The organism is Pseudomonas botevensis (assembly GCF_019145475.1).
GTDB lineage: Bacteria > Pseudomonadota > Gammaproteobacteria > Pseudomonadales > Pseudomonadaceae > Aquipseudomonas > Aquipseudomonas botevensis.
In genome coordinates this window covers 12,272-30,925 of sequence record NZ_JAHTKI010000039.1, presented here as the reverse complement: position 1 = coordinate 30,925, position 18,654 = coordinate 12,272, and the positions used below count along the sequence as shown (strand labels likewise).

At 61.8% G+C, this 18,654-nt stretch carries 21 protein-coding genes; 9 read left to right on the top strand and 12 right to left on the bottom strand.

Features of this window, described 5'->3' with window-relative positions; translation table 11 throughout:
* Nucleotides 1-137: 137 nt before the first annotated feature.
* Nucleotides 138-1,031 carry a LysR family transcriptional regulator gene (locus KVQ74_RS28660; protein ID WP_217834735.1) on the bottom strand — a complete coding sequence of 298 codons (894 nt, stop codon included), beginning with the start codon at nucleotides 1,029-1,031 and terminating at the stop codon, nucleotides 138-140.
* Nucleotides 1,032-1,145: 114 nt separating this feature from the next.
* On the opposite strand from KVQ74_RS28660, the gene KVQ74_RS28655 reads away from it, so the two are divergent.
* Nucleotides 1,146-1,748 (top strand): NADPH-dependent F420 reductase, encoded by a 603-nt coding sequence (locus KVQ74_RS28655; protein ID WP_217834734.1) that lies wholly within the window; start codon nucleotides 1,146-1,148, stop codon nucleotides 1,746-1,748.
* A 111-nt stretch (nucleotides 1,749-1,859) separates the two neighbouring features.
* On the opposite strand, the gene KVQ74_RS28650 is transcribed toward KVQ74_RS28655, so the two are convergent.
* The 3 genes from KVQ74_RS28650 to KVQ74_RS28640 are packed head-to-tail and all read right to left on the bottom strand — an operon-like array spanning nucleotide 1,860 to nucleotide 4,446.
* Nucleotides 1,860-3,041: an acetyl-CoA C-acetyltransferase gene (locus tag KVQ74_RS28650; RefSeq protein ID WP_217834733.1), complete on the bottom strand. Its 1,182-nt coding sequence runs from the start codon at nucleotides 3,039-3,041 to the stop codon at nucleotides 1,860-1,862.
* 11 nt (nucleotides 3,042-3,052) lie between these two features.
* Nucleotides 3,053-3,718 (bottom strand): CoA transferase subunit B, encoded by a 666-nt coding sequence (locus KVQ74_RS28645; protein WP_217834732.1) that lies wholly within the window; start codon nucleotides 3,716-3,718, stop codon nucleotides 3,053-3,055.
* 29 nt (nucleotides 3,719-3,747) lie between these two features.
* On the bottom strand, nucleotides 3,748-4,446 hold the full coding sequence (locus KVQ74_RS28640; protein WP_217834731.1) for a CoA transferase subunit A: 699 nt from the start codon (nucleotides 4,444-4,446) through the stop codon (nucleotides 3,748-3,750).
* Nucleotides 4,447-4,620: 174 nt separating this feature from the next.
* Here KVQ74_RS28640 and KVQ74_RS28635 point away from each other — a divergent pair, with 174 nt between their 5' ends.
* Nucleotides 4,621-5,511, top strand: coding sequence for a LysR family transcriptional regulator (locus KVQ74_RS28635; protein WP_217834730.1), 891 nt, complete (start codon nucleotides 4,621-4,623; stop codon nucleotides 5,509-5,511).
* Between the two features lie 47 nt (nucleotides 5,512-5,558).
* Here KVQ74_RS28635 and KVQ74_RS28630 read toward each other — a convergent pair whose 3' ends face one another.
* Together KVQ74_RS28630 and KVQ74_RS28625 are read right to left on the bottom strand one after the other, a co-directional pair.
* A complete protein-coding gene (locus tag KVQ74_RS28630; protein ID WP_217834729.1) occupies nucleotides 5,559-6,401 on the bottom strand; it encodes an NAD-dependent protein deacetylase in 843 nt (280 codons plus the stop codon).
* 94 nt (nucleotides 6,402-6,495) lie between these two features.
* Nucleotides 6,496-7,542: a class I SAM-dependent methyltransferase gene (locus tag KVQ74_RS28625; protein WP_217834728.1), complete on the bottom strand. Its 1,047-nt coding sequence runs from the start codon at nucleotides 7,540-7,542 to the stop codon at nucleotides 6,496-6,498.
* Between the two features lie 324 nt (nucleotides 7,543-7,866).
* Between KVQ74_RS28625 and KVQ74_RS28620 the strand changes: the two genes are divergently transcribed.
* Both KVQ74_RS28620 and KVQ74_RS28615 read left to right on the top strand, forming a co-directional pair.
* Nucleotides 7,867-8,706: an HvfB family MNIO-type RiPP peptide maturase gene (locus tag KVQ74_RS28620; RefSeq protein WP_217834727.1), complete on the top strand. Its 840-nt coding sequence runs from the start codon at nucleotides 7,867-7,869 to the stop codon at nucleotides 8,704-8,706.
* On the top strand, nucleotides 8,699-9,445 hold the full coding sequence (locus tag KVQ74_RS28615; RefSeq protein WP_217834726.1) for an HvfC family RiPP maturation protein: 747 nt from the start codon (nucleotides 8,699-8,701) through the stop codon (nucleotides 9,443-9,445). Before KVQ74_RS28620 ends, KVQ74_RS28615 begins: the two co-directional genes overlap by 8 nt.
* Nucleotides 9,446-9,532: 87 nt before the next feature.
* On the opposite strand, the gene KVQ74_RS28610 is transcribed toward KVQ74_RS28615, so the two are convergent.
* Both KVQ74_RS28610 and KVQ74_RS28605 read right to left on the bottom strand, forming a co-directional pair.
* A complete protein-coding gene (locus KVQ74_RS28610; RefSeq protein WP_217834725.1) occupies nucleotides 9,533-10,837 on the bottom strand; it encodes an ATP-binding protein in 1,305 nt (434 codons plus the stop codon).
* Entirely contained in the window at nucleotides 10,834-11,574 is a 741-nt protein-coding gene (locus tag KVQ74_RS28605; RefSeq protein WP_217834724.1) for a response regulator, read from the bottom strand. Before KVQ74_RS28605 ends, KVQ74_RS28610 begins: the two co-directional genes overlap by 4 nt.
* A 308-nt stretch (nucleotides 11,575-11,882) precedes the next feature.
* Here KVQ74_RS28605 and KVQ74_RS28600 point away from each other — a divergent pair, with 308 nt between their 5' ends.
* Together KVQ74_RS28600 and KVQ74_RS28595 are read left to right on the top strand one after the other, a co-directional pair.
* Nucleotides 11,883-12,143 (top strand): DUF2790 domain-containing protein, encoded by a 261-nt coding sequence (locus KVQ74_RS28600; RefSeq protein WP_217834723.1) that lies wholly within the window; start codon nucleotides 11,883-11,885, stop codon nucleotides 12,141-12,143.
* Between the two features lie 41 nt (nucleotides 12,144-12,184).
* Complete coding sequence (locus tag KVQ74_RS28595) at nucleotides 12,185-13,399, top strand: cytochrome c biogenesis protein DipZ (protein WP_217834722.1); 1,215 nt, start codon at nucleotides 12,185-12,187, stop codon at nucleotides 13,397-13,399.
* An 18-nt stretch (nucleotides 13,400-13,417) separates the two neighbouring features.
* On the opposite strand, the gene KVQ74_RS28590 is transcribed toward KVQ74_RS28595, so the two are convergent.
* On the bottom strand, nucleotides 13,418-13,879 hold the full coding sequence (locus KVQ74_RS28590) for a GNAT family N-acetyltransferase (protein ID WP_217834721.1): 462 nt from the start codon (nucleotides 13,877-13,879) through the stop codon (nucleotides 13,418-13,420).
* 227 nt (nucleotides 13,880-14,106) lie between these two features.
* Between KVQ74_RS28590 and KVQ74_RS28585 the strand changes: the two genes are divergently transcribed.
* Together KVQ74_RS28585 and KVQ74_RS28580 are read left to right on the top strand one after the other, a co-directional pair.
* Nucleotides 14,107-14,379 (top strand): DUF4242 domain-containing protein, encoded by a 273-nt coding sequence (locus KVQ74_RS28585; RefSeq protein WP_217834720.1) that lies wholly within the window; start codon nucleotides 14,107-14,109, stop codon nucleotides 14,377-14,379.
* Nucleotides 14,380-14,411: 32 nt separating this feature from the next.
* Entirely contained in the window at nucleotides 14,412-15,224 is an 813-nt protein-coding gene (locus tag KVQ74_RS28580) for a class I SAM-dependent methyltransferase (protein ID WP_217834719.1), read from the top strand.
* A 116-nt stretch (nucleotides 15,225-15,340) separates the two neighbouring features.
* Here the strand turns inward: KVQ74_RS28580 and KVQ74_RS28575 are convergent, their stop codons facing one another.
* The 3 genes from KVQ74_RS28575 to pcsA all read right to left on the bottom strand — a co-directional run bounded on the left by KVQ74_RS28575 (nucleotide 15,341) and on the right by pcsA (nucleotide 17,623).
* A complete protein-coding gene (locus KVQ74_RS28575; RefSeq protein WP_217834718.1) occupies nucleotides 15,341-16,351 on the bottom strand; it encodes a hypothetical protein in 1,011 nt (336 codons plus the stop codon).
* Nucleotides 16,352-16,488: 137 nt separating this feature from the next.
* On the bottom strand, nucleotides 16,489-16,893 hold the full coding sequence (locus KVQ74_RS28570; protein ID WP_217834717.1) for a DUF488 domain-containing protein: 405 nt from the start codon (nucleotides 16,891-16,893) through the stop codon (nucleotides 16,489-16,491).
* A 7-nt stretch (nucleotides 16,894-16,900) separates the two neighbouring features.
* A complete protein-coding gene (pcsA, locus tag KVQ74_RS28565; RefSeq protein WP_217834716.1) occupies nucleotides 16,901-17,623 on the bottom strand; it encodes a phosphatidylcholine synthase in 723 nt (240 codons plus the stop codon).
* Nucleotides 17,624-17,879: 256 nt separating this feature from the next.
* Here pcsA and KVQ74_RS28560 point away from each other — a divergent pair, with 256 nt between their 5' ends.
* The gene (locus tag KVQ74_RS28560; RefSeq protein ID WP_217834715.1) at nucleotides 17,880-18,623 is read left to right on the top strand and encodes a tellurite resistance TerB family protein; all 744 of its coding nucleotides are present in this window, start codon (nucleotides 17,880-17,882) and stop codon (nucleotides 18,621-18,623) included.
* The last annotated feature ends 31 nt before the right edge of the window (nucleotides 18,624-18,654 follow it).

The window sequence follows — 18,654 nt, the reverse complement described above, 5'->3', positions numbered from 1 at the left end:
GGTACTCGAGCTAACGCTCATTGTGTTGAGTGGTGAAGGGCGGAGGTGGACGGCTTCTGCTTTTGCTTTTGCTTTTGTGGGAGTGGGCTTGCCCGCGAAGGGGGCGGTACATTCACTGCACCTCTACCATCCGATCCTTAGCGTCCAAACGCCTCAACCACAAAGTCGATGAACACCCGGGTCTTGGCCGGCAGCAGGGTGCGGCTCGGGTAGTACAGCGAGATCATTCCTGCGTCGGCACTCCAGTCCGGGAGCAGCCGCACCAGTTCTCCGCGCTGGATGGCGTCGTTGACGTCCGGCAGCACCAGCAGGGTGATGCCGAGGCCGAGCAGGGCGGCATTGCGCATGGCCATCGGGTCGTTGAGCACGATGCTTTGATTCATATGGGCGGTGACCGGTTCACCTGCTTCGTTATGCATCTGCCACTGGCGTATGCGTCCGGTGCGCAGGCCGCGCATGACGATGCCGCTATGGGCGAGCAGGTCGTCGGGGTGGCGGGGCAGTTCGCGGTCCTTCAGGTAGGCGGGCGACGCTACCGCTACCAGTCGGGCCGAGGTCAGGGGGCGGGCGATCAGGCCGGGGGTGAGTTCGAAGCCGCCGCCAATCGCCGCGTCGTAGCCCTCGGCAATCAGATCCACCTGGCGATTCTCGAAGTGCCATTCCGGGCGGATCTGCGGATAGCGCGCCAGGAATTGCGGCAGCAATGGCAGCACATGGTCGAGGCCGAACGTCGGCGGCAGGCTGACCTTGATCACGCCGGTCGGCTCGCCGCGTTCGGTTGACACCGCGCTGATCGCCGCCTGCAAGGCGTCGAGGTTGTCTTTGATGCTCGGCAAAAATCCCTCCCCGGCCTCGGTGAGCGCCAGTTTGCGCGTCGAGCGCTGGAACAGCCGTACGCCGAGGTTGCGTTCGAGCATCGCCACGTTGCGGCTGACTGCTGCGGGCGTCAGGGCCAGCAGGCGGGCGGCGGCGGAGAAGCTGCCGGTTTCGGCGCTGCGGACGAAGCATTCAAGGTTGGCGAGGGTTTCCACGGTGGGCACCTGATAGTGATGCTTGAAAATGATTAAACGCATTACCGGCTAATCACCTGGCAATGGCAAGCGCAACATGCGCGGCGAGTCTTATCCCATTGTCAGGAGAACAACATGAGCACTATCGGAATCATCGGCGCCGGTGCTATCGGCGCAGCGTTTGCCAGGGCCTTGTCGCGCAAGGGTATTCCCTTGGTGATTGCCAACAGCCGTGGGCCGGAAAGCCTCGCTGAGCTGGTCGCCGAGCTCGGGCCGACCGCCCGTGCCGTCAGCCGCGAAGAGGCTGCGGCGCAGGAGATCGTGCTGGTCGCGGTGAACTGGTCGAAATTGCCTGCTGCTCTGGGCGGGCTGGCGGATTTTGGCGGGCGGATTGTCCTCGACGCCAATAACTCGATCGAGGCGCCTTCGTACAAAGCGGTGGATTTGCAGGGGCGTCCATCCAGCGAAGTGTTCGTTGAGTGGGTGCCGGGCGCGCGGGTGATCAAGGCGTTCAATCATTTGCCAGCGCGTTTGCTGGAAGAGGATCCGGCGGCGGAGGGCGGCAAGCGTGTGTTGTTTCTGTCGGGGGATGATGCCGAGGCCAAAACCGAAGTGGCGGGTTTGATTGATCGATTGGGTTTCTTCGCGATCGATCTGGGTGATTTGAGTGTGGGCGCACGGCTGGTGCAGTTTCCAGGTGGGCCGTTGCCGGTGCTGAATCTGGTGAAGTTCGCCTGATTCTGCGCAAGCTGGCAAAAAAATACCCGGTGCAACGCCAGTTGCACCGGGTTTGTTGCCAGCGGGCGAGGGATGTCGTGGATCCGCCGCCCGCTGTTGAACCCGTCGGGCTTACGCCCGCTCCAGCGCCAGGGCCACGCCCTGACCACCGCCGATGCACAGGGTCGCCAGCCCCTTCTTGGCATCGCGCTTGATCATTTCATGCAGCAAGGTCACCAGCACACGACAGCCCGACGCACCGATCGGGTGACCGAGGGCGATGGCGCCGCCGTTGACGTTGACCTTGTCCAGATCCCATTGCAGATCCTTGGCCACGGCCAGCGATTGCGCGGCGAAGGCTTCGTTGGCTTCGATCAGGTCCAGTTGGCCGATGTTCCAGCCCGCCTTGTCGAGGCAGCGGCGGGTGGCCGAGACCGGGCCGATGCCCATGATTGCCGGGTCGACGCCTGCGTTGGCGTAGGCGGCGATTTTTGCCAGCACCGGCAGGCCCAGGGCCTTGGCTTTTTCCGCGCTCATCAGGATCACGGCGGCGGCGCCGTCGTTCAGTGACGATGCGTTGCCGGCGGTGACGCTGCCGTCCTTCTTGAAGGCCGGGCGCAGTTTCGCCAGGGATTCAGCGGTGGTGTCGCCGCGCGGTTGTTCGTCGACCTTGAACGCCACCGGGTCACCCTTGCGCTGCGGGATCAGGATCGGCGTGATTTCATCGACGAAGCGCCCGGCCTCGATGGCAGCGGCGGCTTTTTGCTGCGAGGCCGCGGCGAAGGCGTCCTGCTGTTCGCGGCTGATCTCGTACTTGTCGACCAGATTCTCGGCGGTGATGCCCATGTGGTAATCGTTGAACGCATCCCACAGGCCGTCGCTGATCATGGTGTCGACGATTTGTGCGTGACCCATGCGCAGACCGGTGCGCGCGCCGGGCATCACGTAGTTGGCCAGGCTCATGTTTTCCTGGCCGCCGGCAATGATCACGTCGGCGTCGCCGCAGCGGATCGCCTGGGCGCCGAGGTGCAGGGCCTTGAGGCCCGAGCCGCAGACCTTGTTCAGGGTCATGGCCGGTACGGCGTGGGGCAGGCCGGCCTTGATCGCGGCTTGGCGCGCCGGGTTCTGGCCAGCGCCGGCGGTCAGCACCTGGCCCATGATCACTTCATCGACCTGAGCACCGTCCAGACCGGTCTGCGCCAGCAACTGACGGATCACCGCCGCGCCGAGATCGACGGCGGATACGGTGGCCAATGAACCCTGGAAACTGCCGATCGCGGTGCGCGTGGCGGCAACAATAACGACGTCTTGCATGGGCGAATTCCTCACTGGGCAGCGAACTGCATTTCCGGTACGTGGTCAGGCACGATCAGTTTGCCGGCGGTCTTGGCGACGATTTCCTCGACGCTGACACCCGGCGCGCGCTCCTTGAGAATGAACGTGCCGTTCTCGATTTCGAGGTAGGCCAGGTCGGTCAGCACGCGTTTGATGCAACCGGCGCCGGTCAGCGGCAGGCTGCAGCGGGGCAGCAGTTTCGACTCGCCGTCTTTGGAGGCGTGGGTCATGGTGACGATGATGTTGTCCGCACCGGCCACCAGGTCCATCGCGCCGCCCATGCCCTTGACCAGTTTGCCGGGGATCATCCACGAGGCGATGTTGCCTTCGACGTCCACTTCAAACGCGCCGAGCACGGTCAGGTCGATATGACCGCCACGGATCATCGCGAAGGATTCGGCGGAAGAGAAGATCGAGGCGCCGATGCGCGCGGTCACGGTCTGTTTGCCGGCGTTGATCATGTCGGCATCGACTTCATCGTCGGTAGGAAACGCGCCCATGCCAAGCAGGCCATTTTCCGATTGCAGCATGACTTCCATGCCGTCGGGGATGTAGTTGGCGACCAGGGTCGGAATGCCGATGCCCAGGTTCACGTAGAAGCCGTCCTGCAGTTCGCGGGCGACGCGCTGAGCCATTTGTTCGCGGGAAAGTGCCATGTTTGTTGTTCTCCGTCTTGAAGGCAGGGTTATTTGCGGATGGTGCGCTGTTCGATACGCTTTTCGAACGTGCCGCAAATGACCCGGTCGACGTAGATGCCCGGGGTGTGGATCTGGGTCGGGTCCAGTTCGCCGGGTTCGACGATTTCTTCGACTTCGACCACGGTGATCTTGCCGGCGGTGGCGGCCAGCGGGTTGAAGTTCTGGGCGGTGTGACGGTAAACGACGTTACCGAAATGATCGGCTTTCCAGCCTTTGACGATGGCGAAGTCGCCGGTGATGGACTCTTCCATCAGGTACTTGCGACCCTTGAACTCACGCACTTCCTTGCCGTCGGCGACCGGGGTGCCGACGCCGGTGGCGGTGAAGAAGGCCGGGATGCCGGCGCCGCCTGCGCGCATTTTCTCGGCGAGGGTGCCTTGCGGGGTCAGGATGACTTCGATTTCGCCATTGAGCAGTTGCTCTTCGAACAGTTTGTTCTCGCCGACGTAGGAGGCCACGACCTTGCTGATCTGGCGGTCGGTCAGCAGGACGCCGAGGCCGAAGCCGTCAACGCCACAGTTGTTGGAAACCACGGTGAGCTGGCGGGTGCCTTTGCGCTTGATCTCGGCGATCAGGTTTTCCGGAATCCCGCACAGACCGAAGCCGCCGGCGATGACGGTCATGCCGTCCTCAAGCCCGGCCAGGGCTTCCTCGTAGGAATAAACGCGCTTGTCGAAACCTGCCATAGGCACCTCTTTTATTGTTTGCGGGCGGCTGGCTAGCCGAATGACTGGAGTGTCGCGCCGGGGAATATATTTGTTAAGTTGATTTTTAAGGTTGATTGATAGATAAAACTCAACAAATCACTGCGTTATGACTTTCAGCTTAGCGCTTGTGGCTTACAACGGAGCCTTGCGACCTTGACCATCAAACAGATCCGCGCCTTTCTCGCCGTGGCCCAGAGCCTGAGTTTCGCCGTGGCCTGCGAGCGCCTGCACCTGTCGCAGTCGGCACTGAGCCTGACCATCAAGGCGCTGGAGGAGGGCCTGGGCGGGCGCCTGTTCAGCCGCAACACACGCAACGTCGCGCTGACCCCGGAGGGCGAATCGCTGCTGCCCCTGGCCCGGCGCCTGATCGCCGACTGGGACAACGCCGAGGACGAAATGCGCCAGCGTTTCAGTCTGCAACGCGGGCGGGTGACGCTGGCGGCGATGCCGTCGTTTGCCGGCAACCTGCTGCCGCCGATTCTCAAGACCTTTCGCGCCCGCTATCCGAACGTCAGCGTGACGGTCAACGACGTGATCAATGAACAAGTGCTGGAAATGGTGCGCGACCGCCAGGTCGAGCTGGGCGTAGCGTTCGAGCCGATGCAGAACACCTCGTTGAGTTTCACCCCGTTGTACATGGACCGCTTCGTGGCGGTGGTGCCGCAGGACTCGCCGCTGGCCGCCCGTACCGAGATTGACTGGCAGACCTTGTTGCACGAGCCGTTTATCACCCTGCAACGCCCGTCCACGGTAAGGGTGATGCTCGAAGAGCACTTGCAGGCCCGGGGCAGGAAATTGCCGGTGGAGTTTGAAAGCCATCAACTGGCGACGGTCGGGCGGATGGTGGCCAGTGGGCTGGGCGTCAGTGCGGTGCCGGCGCTGTGTGCCGAACAGATGCAGGAGCTGGGCGCGCGCTGCCTGACCTTGCATGAGCCGGTGGTGGAGCGGGCGATTGGCGTGCTGACCGAACCCGGCAATGAACTGTCGGCGGCGGCGCAGGCGCTGTTCGATATTCTCAGGTCGGAAGATTTTGCCAGCCTTTGAATCCACCTCCCTTTCCAGAGGGTTGGGGGGAAAGGAAGCTCCCGACCTCAGCGATCCAGCCTCTGCGCCAACAACGGCAACAACGCCTCACAAGACCCTTCAATCTTCAAACTCAACAAGTCATCCGCCCGGGTCTTGCCCAGGTTGATCGCGAGCAACGGCTTGCCCCGGTCGGTAATCACCCGGCACAGACGAAACGCCGAATACGCCATCAACGACGATCCCACCACCAACATGCCCGAGGCGTTCTCGGCTGCCGCCATGGCCCGTGCCGCCGTCGGTTGCGCCACGTTCTCGCCGAAAAACACTACGTCCGGCTTCATCCGCTCGCTGGCGCAATGTGGACAGTGTGGCACCTGGAACCGCGCTTCAAAGGCCGGATCGAGGAGGGTGTCGCCGTCCGGTGCCTGCACCGTGTCGACGCCGCTCAGATATGGATTCTGCGTTTCCATCAGCCGCTGAATCGCATCCCGCTCGCTGCGCTGACCGCAGTCCAGGCACAGCACGCGATGCAGGCTGCCGTGCAGTTCGATCACATCCGGGCTGCCGGCCTGGTCGTGCAGGGTGTCGACGTTCTGTGTGATCAAGCCGCTGATCCGGCCTTGGGTTTGCAGACTGGCGAGCGCTTCATGGGCGGCGTTCGGCTGTGCCTGGCGCACGCGCGGCCAGCCGAGCATCGCCCGTGCCCAGTAACGGCGGCGCGATTCCGGGGCCGAGAGGAATTCCTGGTACATCATCGGCTGGCGGCCACGGCGCACGCCGTTGCTGTCGCGGTAATCGGGAATGCCCGACGGGGTGCTGATGCCGGCGCCGGTCAACACCACAAAGTCGCCGTCGGCCATGGCTTCGAGCAAATAGTCGAAAGAATCGGGAGTCGGGCGATCGGGCATTGTCAGCGCTCCGCAAGGCAGTGGGTGCCGTGCAGATTAGCACTGTCAATGTGGCGAGGGAGCAGACGCCCTCGCCACAGGGCTTGGCATCAGGTCACTTGCGCGCCTCCAGAATCAGGTTGAACGGCGTTTGCGTGGCCCGTCGGAACTGACTGAACCCGGCTTCGGTAAAGACCTTGCGCAGGCGCAACTCGCCCGCCTGTGCGCCGAGGCCGAGGCCGACTTCCTGGGACAGCGAGTTCGGCGTGCAGATAAACGTCGACGCCGCGTAGAACAGCCGCCCGACCGGGTTGATGTTGTCGTCCAGCGTATCGTTGGCGAACGGCTCGACCAGCAGCACCGTGCCGTCGTCCTTGAGCGATTCATAGGCATGCCGCGCCGCGCCCACCGGGTCGCCCATGTCGTGCAGGCAGTCGAAATAACAGATCAGGTCATAGTCCTCGCCGGGAAAACCTTTCGCGGTGCCCTGGAAGAATCGCGCACGGCTGCTGACCCCACCTTCCTCGGCGCGCTGGGTGGCAACCGTGACCGACGGTTCGTGGTAGTCGAACCCGACGAAGCGCGAGTTGGGATAGGCCTGGGCCATGATCACCGTGGAAGCGCCATGGCCGCAGCCGACGTCAGCGACTTTGGCGCCTTCTTCGAGCTTAGCCACCACGCCATCCAGCGCCGGCAGCCATTCGGCGATCAGATGCCCTTTGTAGCCGGGGCGGAAAAACCGTTCGGTGCCGGTGAACATGCACGGATGGTGATCGCCCCAGGGCAGGGCGCCGTTGCCGCGCATGGCTTTGACCAGTTTGTCCTTGTCATGGAAAAACGACGCCACCACCCCCAGGCCCCCGGCGACGTAGACCGGCGATTCCTCGATGGCCAGGGCCAGAGCCTGTTCTTCCGGCAGGCGGAATTTGCCGTCCAGGTGTTCCATGTAGCCGGAAGCCGCATGGGCGCTGAGCCATTCGCGGACCAGTCGTGGGTTGCAGGTGGTTTTTTCGGCGAGGCTTTCCGGGGTGATCGGTTGGCTGTCGGCCATGGCCCGGTAGAGGCCGAGCTCCTCGCCGACGATGACATTGGCCAGCATCGCCGCGCCGCCCATGTCGTTGACCAGTTTGCCCATGAATTCGTTGAGTCTGGTCTCGTCCATCACATGTGCTCCTGTTACAGGATCACAGTCCGGCGGCATTGTGGGTCGAGGCAGATGCCACCGGGCGGTGGTCGTGGAAACGGGCAGGGCGCCAGTGGCACCCTGCGACCCCCTCGACTGGGTAATGAATGAGTCTAGCCCCGGCCCGGGACTGGCGCCGCTTTTGTGAGTGATGAGAGCCATTGCGGGCGATGGCCGTGTATCGCTGTGTATCCAGCCGCCCGCTGGATACAGCGGCTGGCAATCAGCGGGGCGGTTGAACACAGCCGCGATACAGTCGCCGGTTCCACTGTGGACTGTCCCCATACCTTCGAGGTCAGTGCCATGCCAACCCTTCAATCAACCCCACAGGCCAGCGTCGGCCTGGGCCTGCGCCGAGGCCTGATGAAAGACCTGCAAGCCGCGCGCAGCGGTGATTTCGACTTTCTGGAAGTCGCCCCGGAAAACTGGATCGGCGTCGGCGGTGCCCATGGCGCGGCGTTGTGCGGGCTGGCGGAGCGTTATCCGCTGTCGTGTCACGGCTTGTCGTTATCCCTGGGCGGTCCGGCGGCGCTGGACGTCGGATTTCTGCATGAGGTACGCGGGTTTCTCGATCACTACAACGTGCCGCTGTACAGCGAACACCTGAGCTATTGCAGCGATGACGGCCATCTCTACGATCTGCTGCCGTTGCCGTTCACCGAAGAGGCCGTGCGCCACGTCGCCGCGCGGATCCGCCAGGCCCAGGACATTCTCGGCCGGCGCCTGGCAGTGGAAAACGTCTCCTACTACGCCGCGCCCCGTCAGGACATGGACGAAGTGACCTTCACCAACGCCGTGCTGCGCGAGGCCGATTGCGACCTGTTGCTCGACGTGAACAACGTCTACGTCAATTCGATCAACCACAGTTTCGATCCCCACGGCTTTCTGGCCGGGATCGAACCGGGGCGGGTGGTCGGCATGCACGTGGCCGGGCATTTCGATGAGTCCGATACGCTGAAAATCGACACCCATGGCGCATCGGTAAAACCGGTGGTCTGGTCGCTGCTGGCCGAGGCTTATGCCCGGTTCGGTGCGCAACCGACCTTGCTTGAGCGGGATTTCAACTTCCCGGCGTTTTCCGAACTGGTCGCCGAGCTGCAGACCATCCGCCGTTTGCAAACCGAGGGCCGCGATCGTGGATAACCTGCTGCTGCAACAACAATCCCTGACCCGTTATCTGCGCGATCCGCAAAACCAGGCACCACCGGCCGACATGAACGCGGCGCGGGTCAATGTCTATCGCGATCTGGTGTTCAACAATGTTTCGCAATTGCTCGGCGGCACGTTTCCGGTGCTGATCCGGATCATTGGCGACGAGCGCTGGCGCACGCTGGTACGCGGGTTCCTGCGGGACCACCGGGCGCAGACGCCAAAATTCGGCGAGATTGCCGAGGAGTTCGTGGGTTACCTCGCGGCACAACCGCAAGTGCTGCGCACGGGTGAGTGGCCGGCATTTTTGGTGGAACTGGCCCATTACGAGTGGGTGGAAATGGTCTTGCAGCAATCCGATGCCGAGCCACTGCCGCCGAGCGACCCGGACGGCTTGCTCGGGCGACCGTTGCAAGTGTCGGCGCTGGCCTGGCCGCTGGCGTATACCTGGCCGGTGCAGAGGCTCGGCCCGGATCAACAGCCCACCACGCCACCGGCTCAACCGACCCTGTTGCTGGTTCGGCGCGCAGCGGACTGGAGCGTGAAGTTTTCTGAACTGAGCCCCCTGGCCTGGCGGTTGTTGCAGCGTATCGCGGAGTTTCCGGCGCTCAGTGGTCGTGAACAGCTCGAAGCGCTGGCAACGGAGGCCGGTCTGCCGGTGACCGCGTCATTCATCGACAGCGGGCTGGTGTTGTTGCGGCAGATGCACGAGGACGGTGTTGTGGGCTGGTAGAGCCCGCTCCCACATTGGCAGGAGTTGCCTTTGTGGGAGAGGGAGCCCAAGACCGTTGCTCTCACACTGGAGTGAGTGACCGATTTTCTAGTGCAGCGGCAATTTGAGCTCGGCACACAATCCACCACCCTCGCGATTGCTCAGGGTCAGCGAGCCGCCGAGGGCCATGGCCAGTTGCTGGGCGATGGCAAGACCGAGGCCGGTGCCGCCGGTGCTGCGGTTGCGCGAGTTTTCCACGCGGTAGAACGGCTCCATCACCTGGGTCAGCTGCGCTTCGGCGATGCCGGGGCCGCGATCCAGGACTTTCAGCGACAGCCCGGCCTTCTGGCGTTCGACCCGCAGCTCGGCGCTGCCGGCAAACTTCAAGGCATTGTCGGTCAGGTTCACCAGCACCCGGCGCAGGGCATGGGGGCGCGTGTCGATCACCGCTTCGCTCTTGCCGGCCAGCTGCACGTCCTTGCCCATGTCCTGATAGTCGAACACCAGGCTGTCGAGGAACGAATCGAGGTCGGTGCGCCGGCTTTCTTCCGTCGAGCCGTGGATGCTGCGGGCATAGGCCACGCCTTCGCGCACCAGATGCTCCATTTCACCGAGGTCGTTCCACAGTTTTTCTTTTTCCGTGCAGTCGTCCATCAATTCGGCGCGTAGCTTCATCCGGGTGATCGGCGTTTGCAGGTCATGGGAAATCGCCGCCAGCAGTTGCATGCGTTCCTTGAGGTACGCGGCGATCCGCGCCTGCATCGAGTTGAATGCGCGGGCGGCATACACCACCTCGTTCGGCCCCTGTTCGTCCAGATGCACGGCATGGGCGTTGGGGTCGAGGGTTTCCACGGCATTGGCGAGGCGGGTGAGGGGACGGATGGCGATGCGCACCGCCAGCCAGGTGCAGGCGATCATCAGCGCCAGTTGCCCGAGCAATACCGCCGGCAGCCAGGGCGAGAGCGGCACCATCGACGGCCGCACATCGATGGTCACCGGGCTGCCGTCGCTCAGGCGCAGATGGCCCTGAAAGTGTTTTTTCGGGCCGGGAATGTCAGTGAAGGTCAGCGGATACGCCTCGCCGATCGCGTCGGTGATCGAGGTCACCGCAATCGGCACATCCCCAGGCCCGATCGGCGTGCCCGGTTCGCCTTCGCTCAGCAGGTAACCGTAGTTGTTGCGCGCCAGGCGTTTGAGCCAGTCCGGGCGTTCGGCGGCGGGCAAGCGGTCGAGGATGGCAATCGATGTCGAAACGTCGGTTTCGAGGTTGCCGAGCATGGTGTTCTTCGCGCTTTCGTAGCGCTCGTAATACTGCGCGCCGAACGACAGTGCCTGAGCGAGGATCAGGCCGATCAGGAAAATCAGCGACAACCGCGAGGCCAAGGTGCGCGGCCAGCGCAGGGCGAACGTCATGCGGGCGCTCCGAGAATCTCCACCGGCAGCGAGAACACATAGCCTTCGCTGCGCACGGTCTTGATGTAGGCCGGTTCGCGGGCGTCATCCAGCAGGCGCTGGCGCAAGCGGCTGACCAGCAGATCGATCGAGCGATCGAACAGATCGGCATCGCGGCCCTGGGTCAGGTTGAGCAACTGGTCACGGCTCAATACCCGCTGCGGGTGATCGAGGAACACTCGCAGCAAACGGTATTCGGCACCGCTCAGGGCAACCATGGTGCCGTCCGTGTCCAGCAGGTGGCGGGCCGAGGTGTCGAGTTGCCAGCGACCGAACGCCAGGAGCCGGCCGGCCTCTGTCACCACCAGGTTGGGTGGCAGCATCCGCGTGCGCCGCAGCACGGCGTTGATCCGTGCCAGCAACTCGCGGGCGGCGAACGGTTTGGTCAGGTAATCGTCGGCGCCCATTTCCAGGCCAATGATGCGGTCGGTTTCGTCGTTGCGGGCGGTGAGCATCAGCACCGGCGTGGCCTTGTGTTTACCGGCGCGCAACTCGCGGCACAGCAGCAGGCCGTCGTCGCCGGGCATCATGATGTCGAGGACGATCAGGTCGACGGTGTTGGCTTCCAGAAAGCTGCGCATCTGCCGGCCATCGGCGACCACCGTGGTGCGCAGACCGTTCTTCTTCAGGTAGTTGCCGACCAGCTCGCGAATCTCGCGGTCGTCATCGACGATAAGAATGTGATCGACATGATCCATCGGGCCAAACCTCTATCAAGGGGGGAATGCCATGCAGTCTATAGCGCCCGCGCAGGCTCGCCTCGCTGCGTTTGTATTGCACTGTATCTGGCGTCACGACGGATACATGTCGACGCAAAAACGCGATTCTCACAGGCTTTTGTATCGCTGTGTATCCCTGCGTGCCGGGGATACTTAACGATTGATACCCGCCGCCTCCCGACACATACGAGATACCTCGCGAGCCTTAAATGAGCTCCATCGAGGCACACCTGAAACGCCTCGGCTCAATCCACCGAACGACCCATTGAAGCCTTGAGGAACATGCCATGAGCAACAAATCCATCGTCGCCGCCTGCCTGTTTGCCGCACTGAACATCTGCACCCTGTCGGCCCGCGCCGAAGCCGATGTCACCCCGAAAACCTACACCTACGGCACCCATCTGGATATCCAGAAAGTGATCTCGCTGAAACAGGACAACGCGACCACCTGCGGCATCGTCGACACCCGCATGACCTACCTCGATTCGGCCGGCCAGACCCAGGTGCTCGACTACAGCAAATTCGCCGACTGCCACAACGACAACTGATCAATCACCCACGATACGACATTGCTGCGAGGTGACCTCCCATGTTTCTCATCGCTTTCCTGGGCGGTCTGTTGACCGTCCTCAGCCCCTGCATCCTGCCGGTGGTGCCGTTCCTGTTTGCCGGCGCCGACCGCACCCGCTCTTCGATCCTGCTGACGCTCGCCGGCATGACCCTGACCTTTGCCGTGATCTCGAGCCTGGCGGTGGTCAGCAGCGAGTGGGTGGTCCAGGCCAACAACACCGGCCGCCACATTGCCCTGATCGTGATGGCGCTGTTTGCCCTGTCGCTGATTTCCGCGCGGATCGGTGACTGGCTGGCGCGGCCGTTCGTGCTGCTGGGTAATCGCCTGGATCCGGACACCCGCAAAAAGGCCGGGCCTATGGCTTCGATCATGATTGGTGTCGCCACCGGGCTGCTGTGGGCACCGTGCGCCGGGCCGATTCTCGGTGTGATCCTCACCGGCGCGATGCTGCAAGGCGCCAATGCCCAGACCAGTCTGTTGCTGCTGGCCTACGGTGCGGGCAGCGCGTTGTCGCTGGGGACGCTGATTTTCGCCGGTCGCGGGCTGGTCAATTGGCTGAAATCGTCGATTCCGCTCACGGGCTGGTTCCGTCGTGGCGCCGGAGTGGCGGTGTTGGCGGCCGCAGCGGTGATCGCCACCGGCGCCGACAAATCGTTGCTGGCGGGCACGTCGTCCGAAGGCGTCGCCAGTGTCGAGAAAAGCGTGCTGGAAAACGCGCCGAAAGTGGTCGACTACTTCATCAGCAAAGTCCGTGCGGATTCGACCATGGACGAAGGCAGCAAAGGCGCGATGCCATCGCTGGCCGGCGCCGTGCAATGGCTCAACTCGCCGGAGCTGAGTGCCGAAGCCCTGCGCGGCAAAGTGGTGCTGGTGGACTTCTGGACTTACGACTGCATCAACTGCCAGCACACGCTGCCATACGTCAAAGCGTGGGAGAAGAAGTACGGCAAGGACGGCCTGGTGGTGATCGGCGTCCACACACCGGAGTATGGCTACGAGCGGATAGTCGACAACGTCAAGGAGCAGGTGCGCAAACTGGGCATCACCTACCCGGTGGCGATCGACAACAATTACGCGATCTGGCGCCACTTCGATAACCAGTACTGGCCGGCGCATTACCTGATCGATGCCAAAGGGCAGGTGCGCTACAGCCACTTTGGAGAGGGCAGCTACGAGACTCAGGAACACATGATCCGGCAACTGCTGCAAGAGGCTCAGGCGCCTGCTGCCTGAGCTGTCCACCTCAATGGCTCACAGGTCGCGCACCATGAGCCATTGCTCCTTTTCCCAGGCGTGAAAACGCTCCATCACTGTCCAGCCGCGTTTGGCGTAGTAGTCCTGTTTGTTCTGCGTGTGCAGATAGAAACGCGGCCAGCCACGCCGTTTAGCCTCCTGGCTGATGCCTTCGATCAAGCGTTCCGCCAACCCCTGGCCGCGCGCCTCGGGACTGACGAACACACAGGCCAGCCACGGGCCGAGATCCGGCCGCCGATCAAGGTCGGCCCTGGCCAGCGCGGCGCCGCCCAACAGGCGTTCGCCATCCAGCGCGATCAGGCACGGCCAGTCGCCATTGGTCTGGCCTTCGGCAAATTGCCGCTGCCATTCGGCCAGGGGTTGATCGGCGTATTCATAGGCGAATTGCCGGTGAATCCATTCGGCGTAGGTGTCGCTGTGGTGCATGTGCCGGGCGAGCCATTCGAGGCGCAAAGACATGATCGCAATCCATTCGCGGGTCGGGCGTGCATAAGAGCCGATAACTTCGCGCATTGGCAATCCCCGACAGTGTTTCGGGGCCTTTACAAAATCCCGCCATTCATCGGCCAGACCGCGTTTTTACGGGCTCTCCGGACGATTGGCAGGGACGCCGGACGGCCCGCGCGCGATAGTGGCTCGGCAGGTTCCACCGAGCCTGCCACCGATAAAAAGAAAGCGAGGTTGCCATGCCGAAATTCGTGATTGAACGCGAGATTCCAGGAGCCGGAAAGCTATCGGAGCAAGAGCTCAACGCCATCTCTCAAAAGTCCTGCAGCGTGCTGCGTGAACTCGGGCCGCAGGTGCAGTGGCTGCACAGTTACGTGACCGCCGACAAAATCTATTGCGTGTACATCGCCCCCGACGAAGAGCAGGTGCGCGAGCACGCGCGGCTGGGCGGCTTTCCTGCCAACAGTGTGGCCAGGGTCGTGACGACCATCGATCCGACCACGGCCGAATGACGGTCGGTTCAATCTGCTGCGGAGCATGATTCATGAGTACCCCGATTGATCTCAATGCCCTGAAGGAACGCCAGAAAGTCGCCTGGGCGAGCGGCGACTACGCGGTGATCGGCACCACGTTGCAGATCGTCGGCGAAAACCTCGCCGAAGCCTGCGACCTGCGTTGCGATGACGAGGTGCTGGACGTCGCCGCCGGTAACGGCAACGCAACCCTGGCGGCGGCGCGGCGTGGTTGCCTCGTGACGTCCACCGACTATGTCGCGGCCTTGCTGGAGCGCGGCCAGGACCGGGCGCGGGCCGAGCATCTGGACGTGACCTTTCAGGTTGCCGACGCCGAGGCGCTGCCGTTCGCCGATGGCAGTTATGACGCAGTGCTGTCGACCTTCGGCGTGATGTTCGCACCGGATCAGGCGGCGGCCGCGAAGGAGCTGGCGCGAGTCTGCCGACGCGGTGGACGGATCGGCCTCGCCAACTGGACGCCGGAAGGCTTTGTCGGTCAGATGTTCAAGACCCTCGGTCGCCATCTGCCGCCACCGGCCGGCGCCCAACCGCCGTCGAACTGGGGCGCCGAAGCCTGGTTGCATTCGCACTTCGATGACCGCAACTTCCAGATCCAGGTGACCCGCCGTCACTTCAACTTCCGCTATCGTTCGGCAGCGCACTTCATCGATATCTTCCGCCACTGGTACGGACCGGTACACAAAGCCTTCGCCGCGTTGCCACCGGAAAGCGGCCTGGCCCTGGAAAGCGACCTCACCGAACTGATCGACCGCCTCAACCGCGCAGGGCCGGACTCGATGGTGCTGCCGAGCGAGTATCTGGAGGTGGTGATTACCAAGCGCTGATTCAGGCTCACAAGAACCTCCTGTAGGAGCGAGTCGGCTTGCGATAGCGGTATTTCAGTCGGCTGATGGCAGCTGGATAATTGCTATCGCGAGCAAGCCTGGATCCTCGAGTATTCCTACGGAGGTGAAAGTCCCTGTTGGTAACTTATGTAGACATATGCCGCGATAGAGAGGGCGAATGCGATGGGAAGAATGATTTCTACCGATATATACATGAATCGCATGTATTTGAGCTGTTTGTGAACGTTCAAAAGGCCTTCAAACATCTGGCTCTCTTGAGAGCTGGTATCTACCCTGAATGACCGACTGCACCACTCGTCCGTCAAGTTGTTGCGAGCAATTAACCACGGCTCTAGAGTTTTTTCATAAGCGGCTCTTATCATGTCGTAAGAGTTGTTTGCCCCGAAAGGAAAGGGGTCATTTTTTACCTCTTCATGGTGTATGAATATCGGTTCGCACTCCGCTTGGAATGCAGTAGATGCTTCATTTAGAACTGAATCAAGATCATGTAGCCATTCATCTTTCGCTTCAATGATCGGCGTGAGTTCTGGAATCTTTTCGATATCTTCGATATTGATAAAGCTGGCGCTTGATCGCATAGGAACCATTTTTGTCCTTGTCATGACTCTGTCCAGCGCAGCGTTGTACACCTGATAGCGCTCGCCGATCATATCGAAGGTCTTTCCCCAGTAATGTAACTCTATATTTTTTCTCAATAGCCCGAGGTTTATCAGTTCACTTAGTTTTCCAGTCGAGTATGAGTTTTTCTCACGCATGAGATTCCAGCGCTTGTAATCAATCCAGGCTTTGGAAAAAAATGCAACGCAGATCAGGATAATGAACAGTGAATAGATGAAAAACATTTTGCTGCTAACGGCTATTTCAAGGTCAACAATTTTGAAATGTTTTATATCAAGAAAAAATAGCGCAGCGAAAACGAGCGAAGTGTACAAGAGAATGGATTGATAGCGGGTTGCTTCGGAGCTAAGGAATGGGCTTGAAGTTGAAATGGCATCGTCAATAAATGTCTTGAATTCTTTGTGATATTCCTGCGGGTCTACTGAGTTGGTTTGATTGAATATGATCGGGAAGTGGTTTCTCAATCGTTTTTCAATTGGTTGGTGCACACTCAACCCTCCATGGCCACTATAAAAAAAATTTCAAGCGTAGATAGTGGTGACAAAGCTACTTTTTTACTTCTGATATGTCCATCTCTCAGTGTACTTGCCGAGATTCAAAAAACCGGTATATGAGCTTCTCCAGTTCAGGAGATATGGGACGATTCGGCAATCTGCGCCCCGCGCGCTGCAAGCAACTCCCGCAGCACCGAGCGATGACAATGCGCCTCGACCTCGCAGTAGCAGCCAAGCGCAAACGAAGTCTGGTGCGACAGCGCCGTCAGCAGATCCAGCAGGTGGCTGGCCGCCGGTTGCTTCATTTCGGCCTTGAACTTGCGCACGAACGTCGCCCAGGCCTTGGCGTCGTGCGCCGACAGGGCTTCGGCCACCAGTTCGGCGCTGGGGGACAACTGCGGTTGCCATACATCGTAAAAATCCCGGGTGGCAAATTCGGCCTTGGGCACGCCCCGGGGCGGGCGGCGTACGGTGCCCAGGCGCAAGCCTTCATCAGGCCCGCGCGGCGAGCCCAGCCGGACAATATGGATCGCCATGCAATACCTATTTCAAGTGCGAAGCATCGAACCACTCCAGCGCCGTGCGCCAGATGCAGATGCCGAGAAAGTACGCCGACATCAACAGCCACAGGCCCATCACCAGCGGATTGATCACCGGATGGTTGAGCACCAGCGACAGGCTGCACAGCAGCCAGATTGCTGTCACCGCAATGTTGATCGGCATGAACCGGCGGACCCGGAAAGGGTGCAGGAACTTCATCCGGGTCACGGTCAGCAGGGCCAGGCCGATGACGGTCAGCAGCGTGATCCACGGCCCTGGCGCAATGATGTACAGGCACAGCGCGACCACGTTCCACGCGGCGGGGAAACCCTGGAAGTAGTTGTCCTTGCTCTTCATGTTGACGTTGCAGAAGCAGAACAGCGACGACACCAGAATCAGCGACACTGTCAGCAGCAGGGTGTAGTCCGGCAGCGGAATGTAGCGATAGATGAACAGGGCGGGGATGAACACGTAGGTCAGATAGTCGATCACCAGATCGAGGATCGAGCCGTCGAAACTCGGCAACACCGACTGCACGTTGACCTTGCGCGCCAGCGCCCCGTCGAGCCCGTCGACGATCAGCGCCACGCCCAGCCACATCAGGCAGTGGGTCGGCTGGTTTTCCAGCAGGGCGAGGGTGGCCAGAAATGCAGTGACCACGCCAGTCGCGGTAAAACCATGGGCGCCCCAGGCCTTGAGCCTGGCGATGTGGACGGTCGATATCACGGGGCGTTCTCCAGAAAGTGAAGCAAGCCGGGACTCACCCTTGGCGGCAAGGGCGCCGGCTAACCGGGTCGGGGTTGCAGCTATCGACCGGTGAGGCCGGGATAAGGTTCACCCTCCTTGAATCTTAGCTGGCCGCGAAAAACACGCTGGAGAAATCGGTGACAGGCATCAGGCGTCAGCCCAACGGTGCTGGCACAACCCGCGCGGCGGTCTATTGTTGCCAGACGCAATTGCGCCAATGCCTGAGGACGACGTGATGAACACCGGTGATCTGCTGGAAAAACTGCTGCGGGGCCAGGCCTCGGCGGGACAACAAGGTGGCGCTGCGGCCGGCGGTGGGCTGGGCGATCTGGGCGGCTTGCTCGGTGGTCTGCTGGGCGGCGGTGGTAACAGTAGCGGCGGGGCGCCCGGCGGTCTTGGCGGGTTGGGCGGTTTGCTCGGTGGTTTGCTGGGCGGCGGCGGTGCATTGGGCGGCGCGCTGGGTGGCGGCGGATCGCAGAGCCGCTCCGGCGGCACCAATTACGCCGCGCTCGCGTCACTGGGGATGATGGCGTTCCAGGCGTATCAGGCCTGGCAACGCAGCCAGGCGTCGGCGGCGCCGCAACAGATGCCGCAAACGGCGGATCTGCTGGCCGGCCCGCAAATCGAGGAACACAGTCACGCTGTCCTGCGCGCGCTGATTGCGGCAGCCAAGGCTGACGGGCGGATCGACGAATCGGAAAAACAAATGATCGGCACGGAAATCGGCAAACACACCGACGACCCGCAATTGCAGCAATGGCTCGACGCCGAGGTCGCCAAGCCGCTGGACGCCAGCGAAGTGGCCCAGGCCGCGCAGAATGATCCGGCGGTGGCAGCAGAAATGTACCTGGCGAGCGTGATGCTGGTGGACGATCAGCAGGATGCCGAACGCAATTATCTGGATGAGCTGGCGGCGGCCTTGCAGATCGATCCCGAGTTGCAAGTGCATCTGGAACAGCAGGCCAGGGGTGGCGCCTGATCAAAGGCTAAAAACGATCAATCACAAGCCC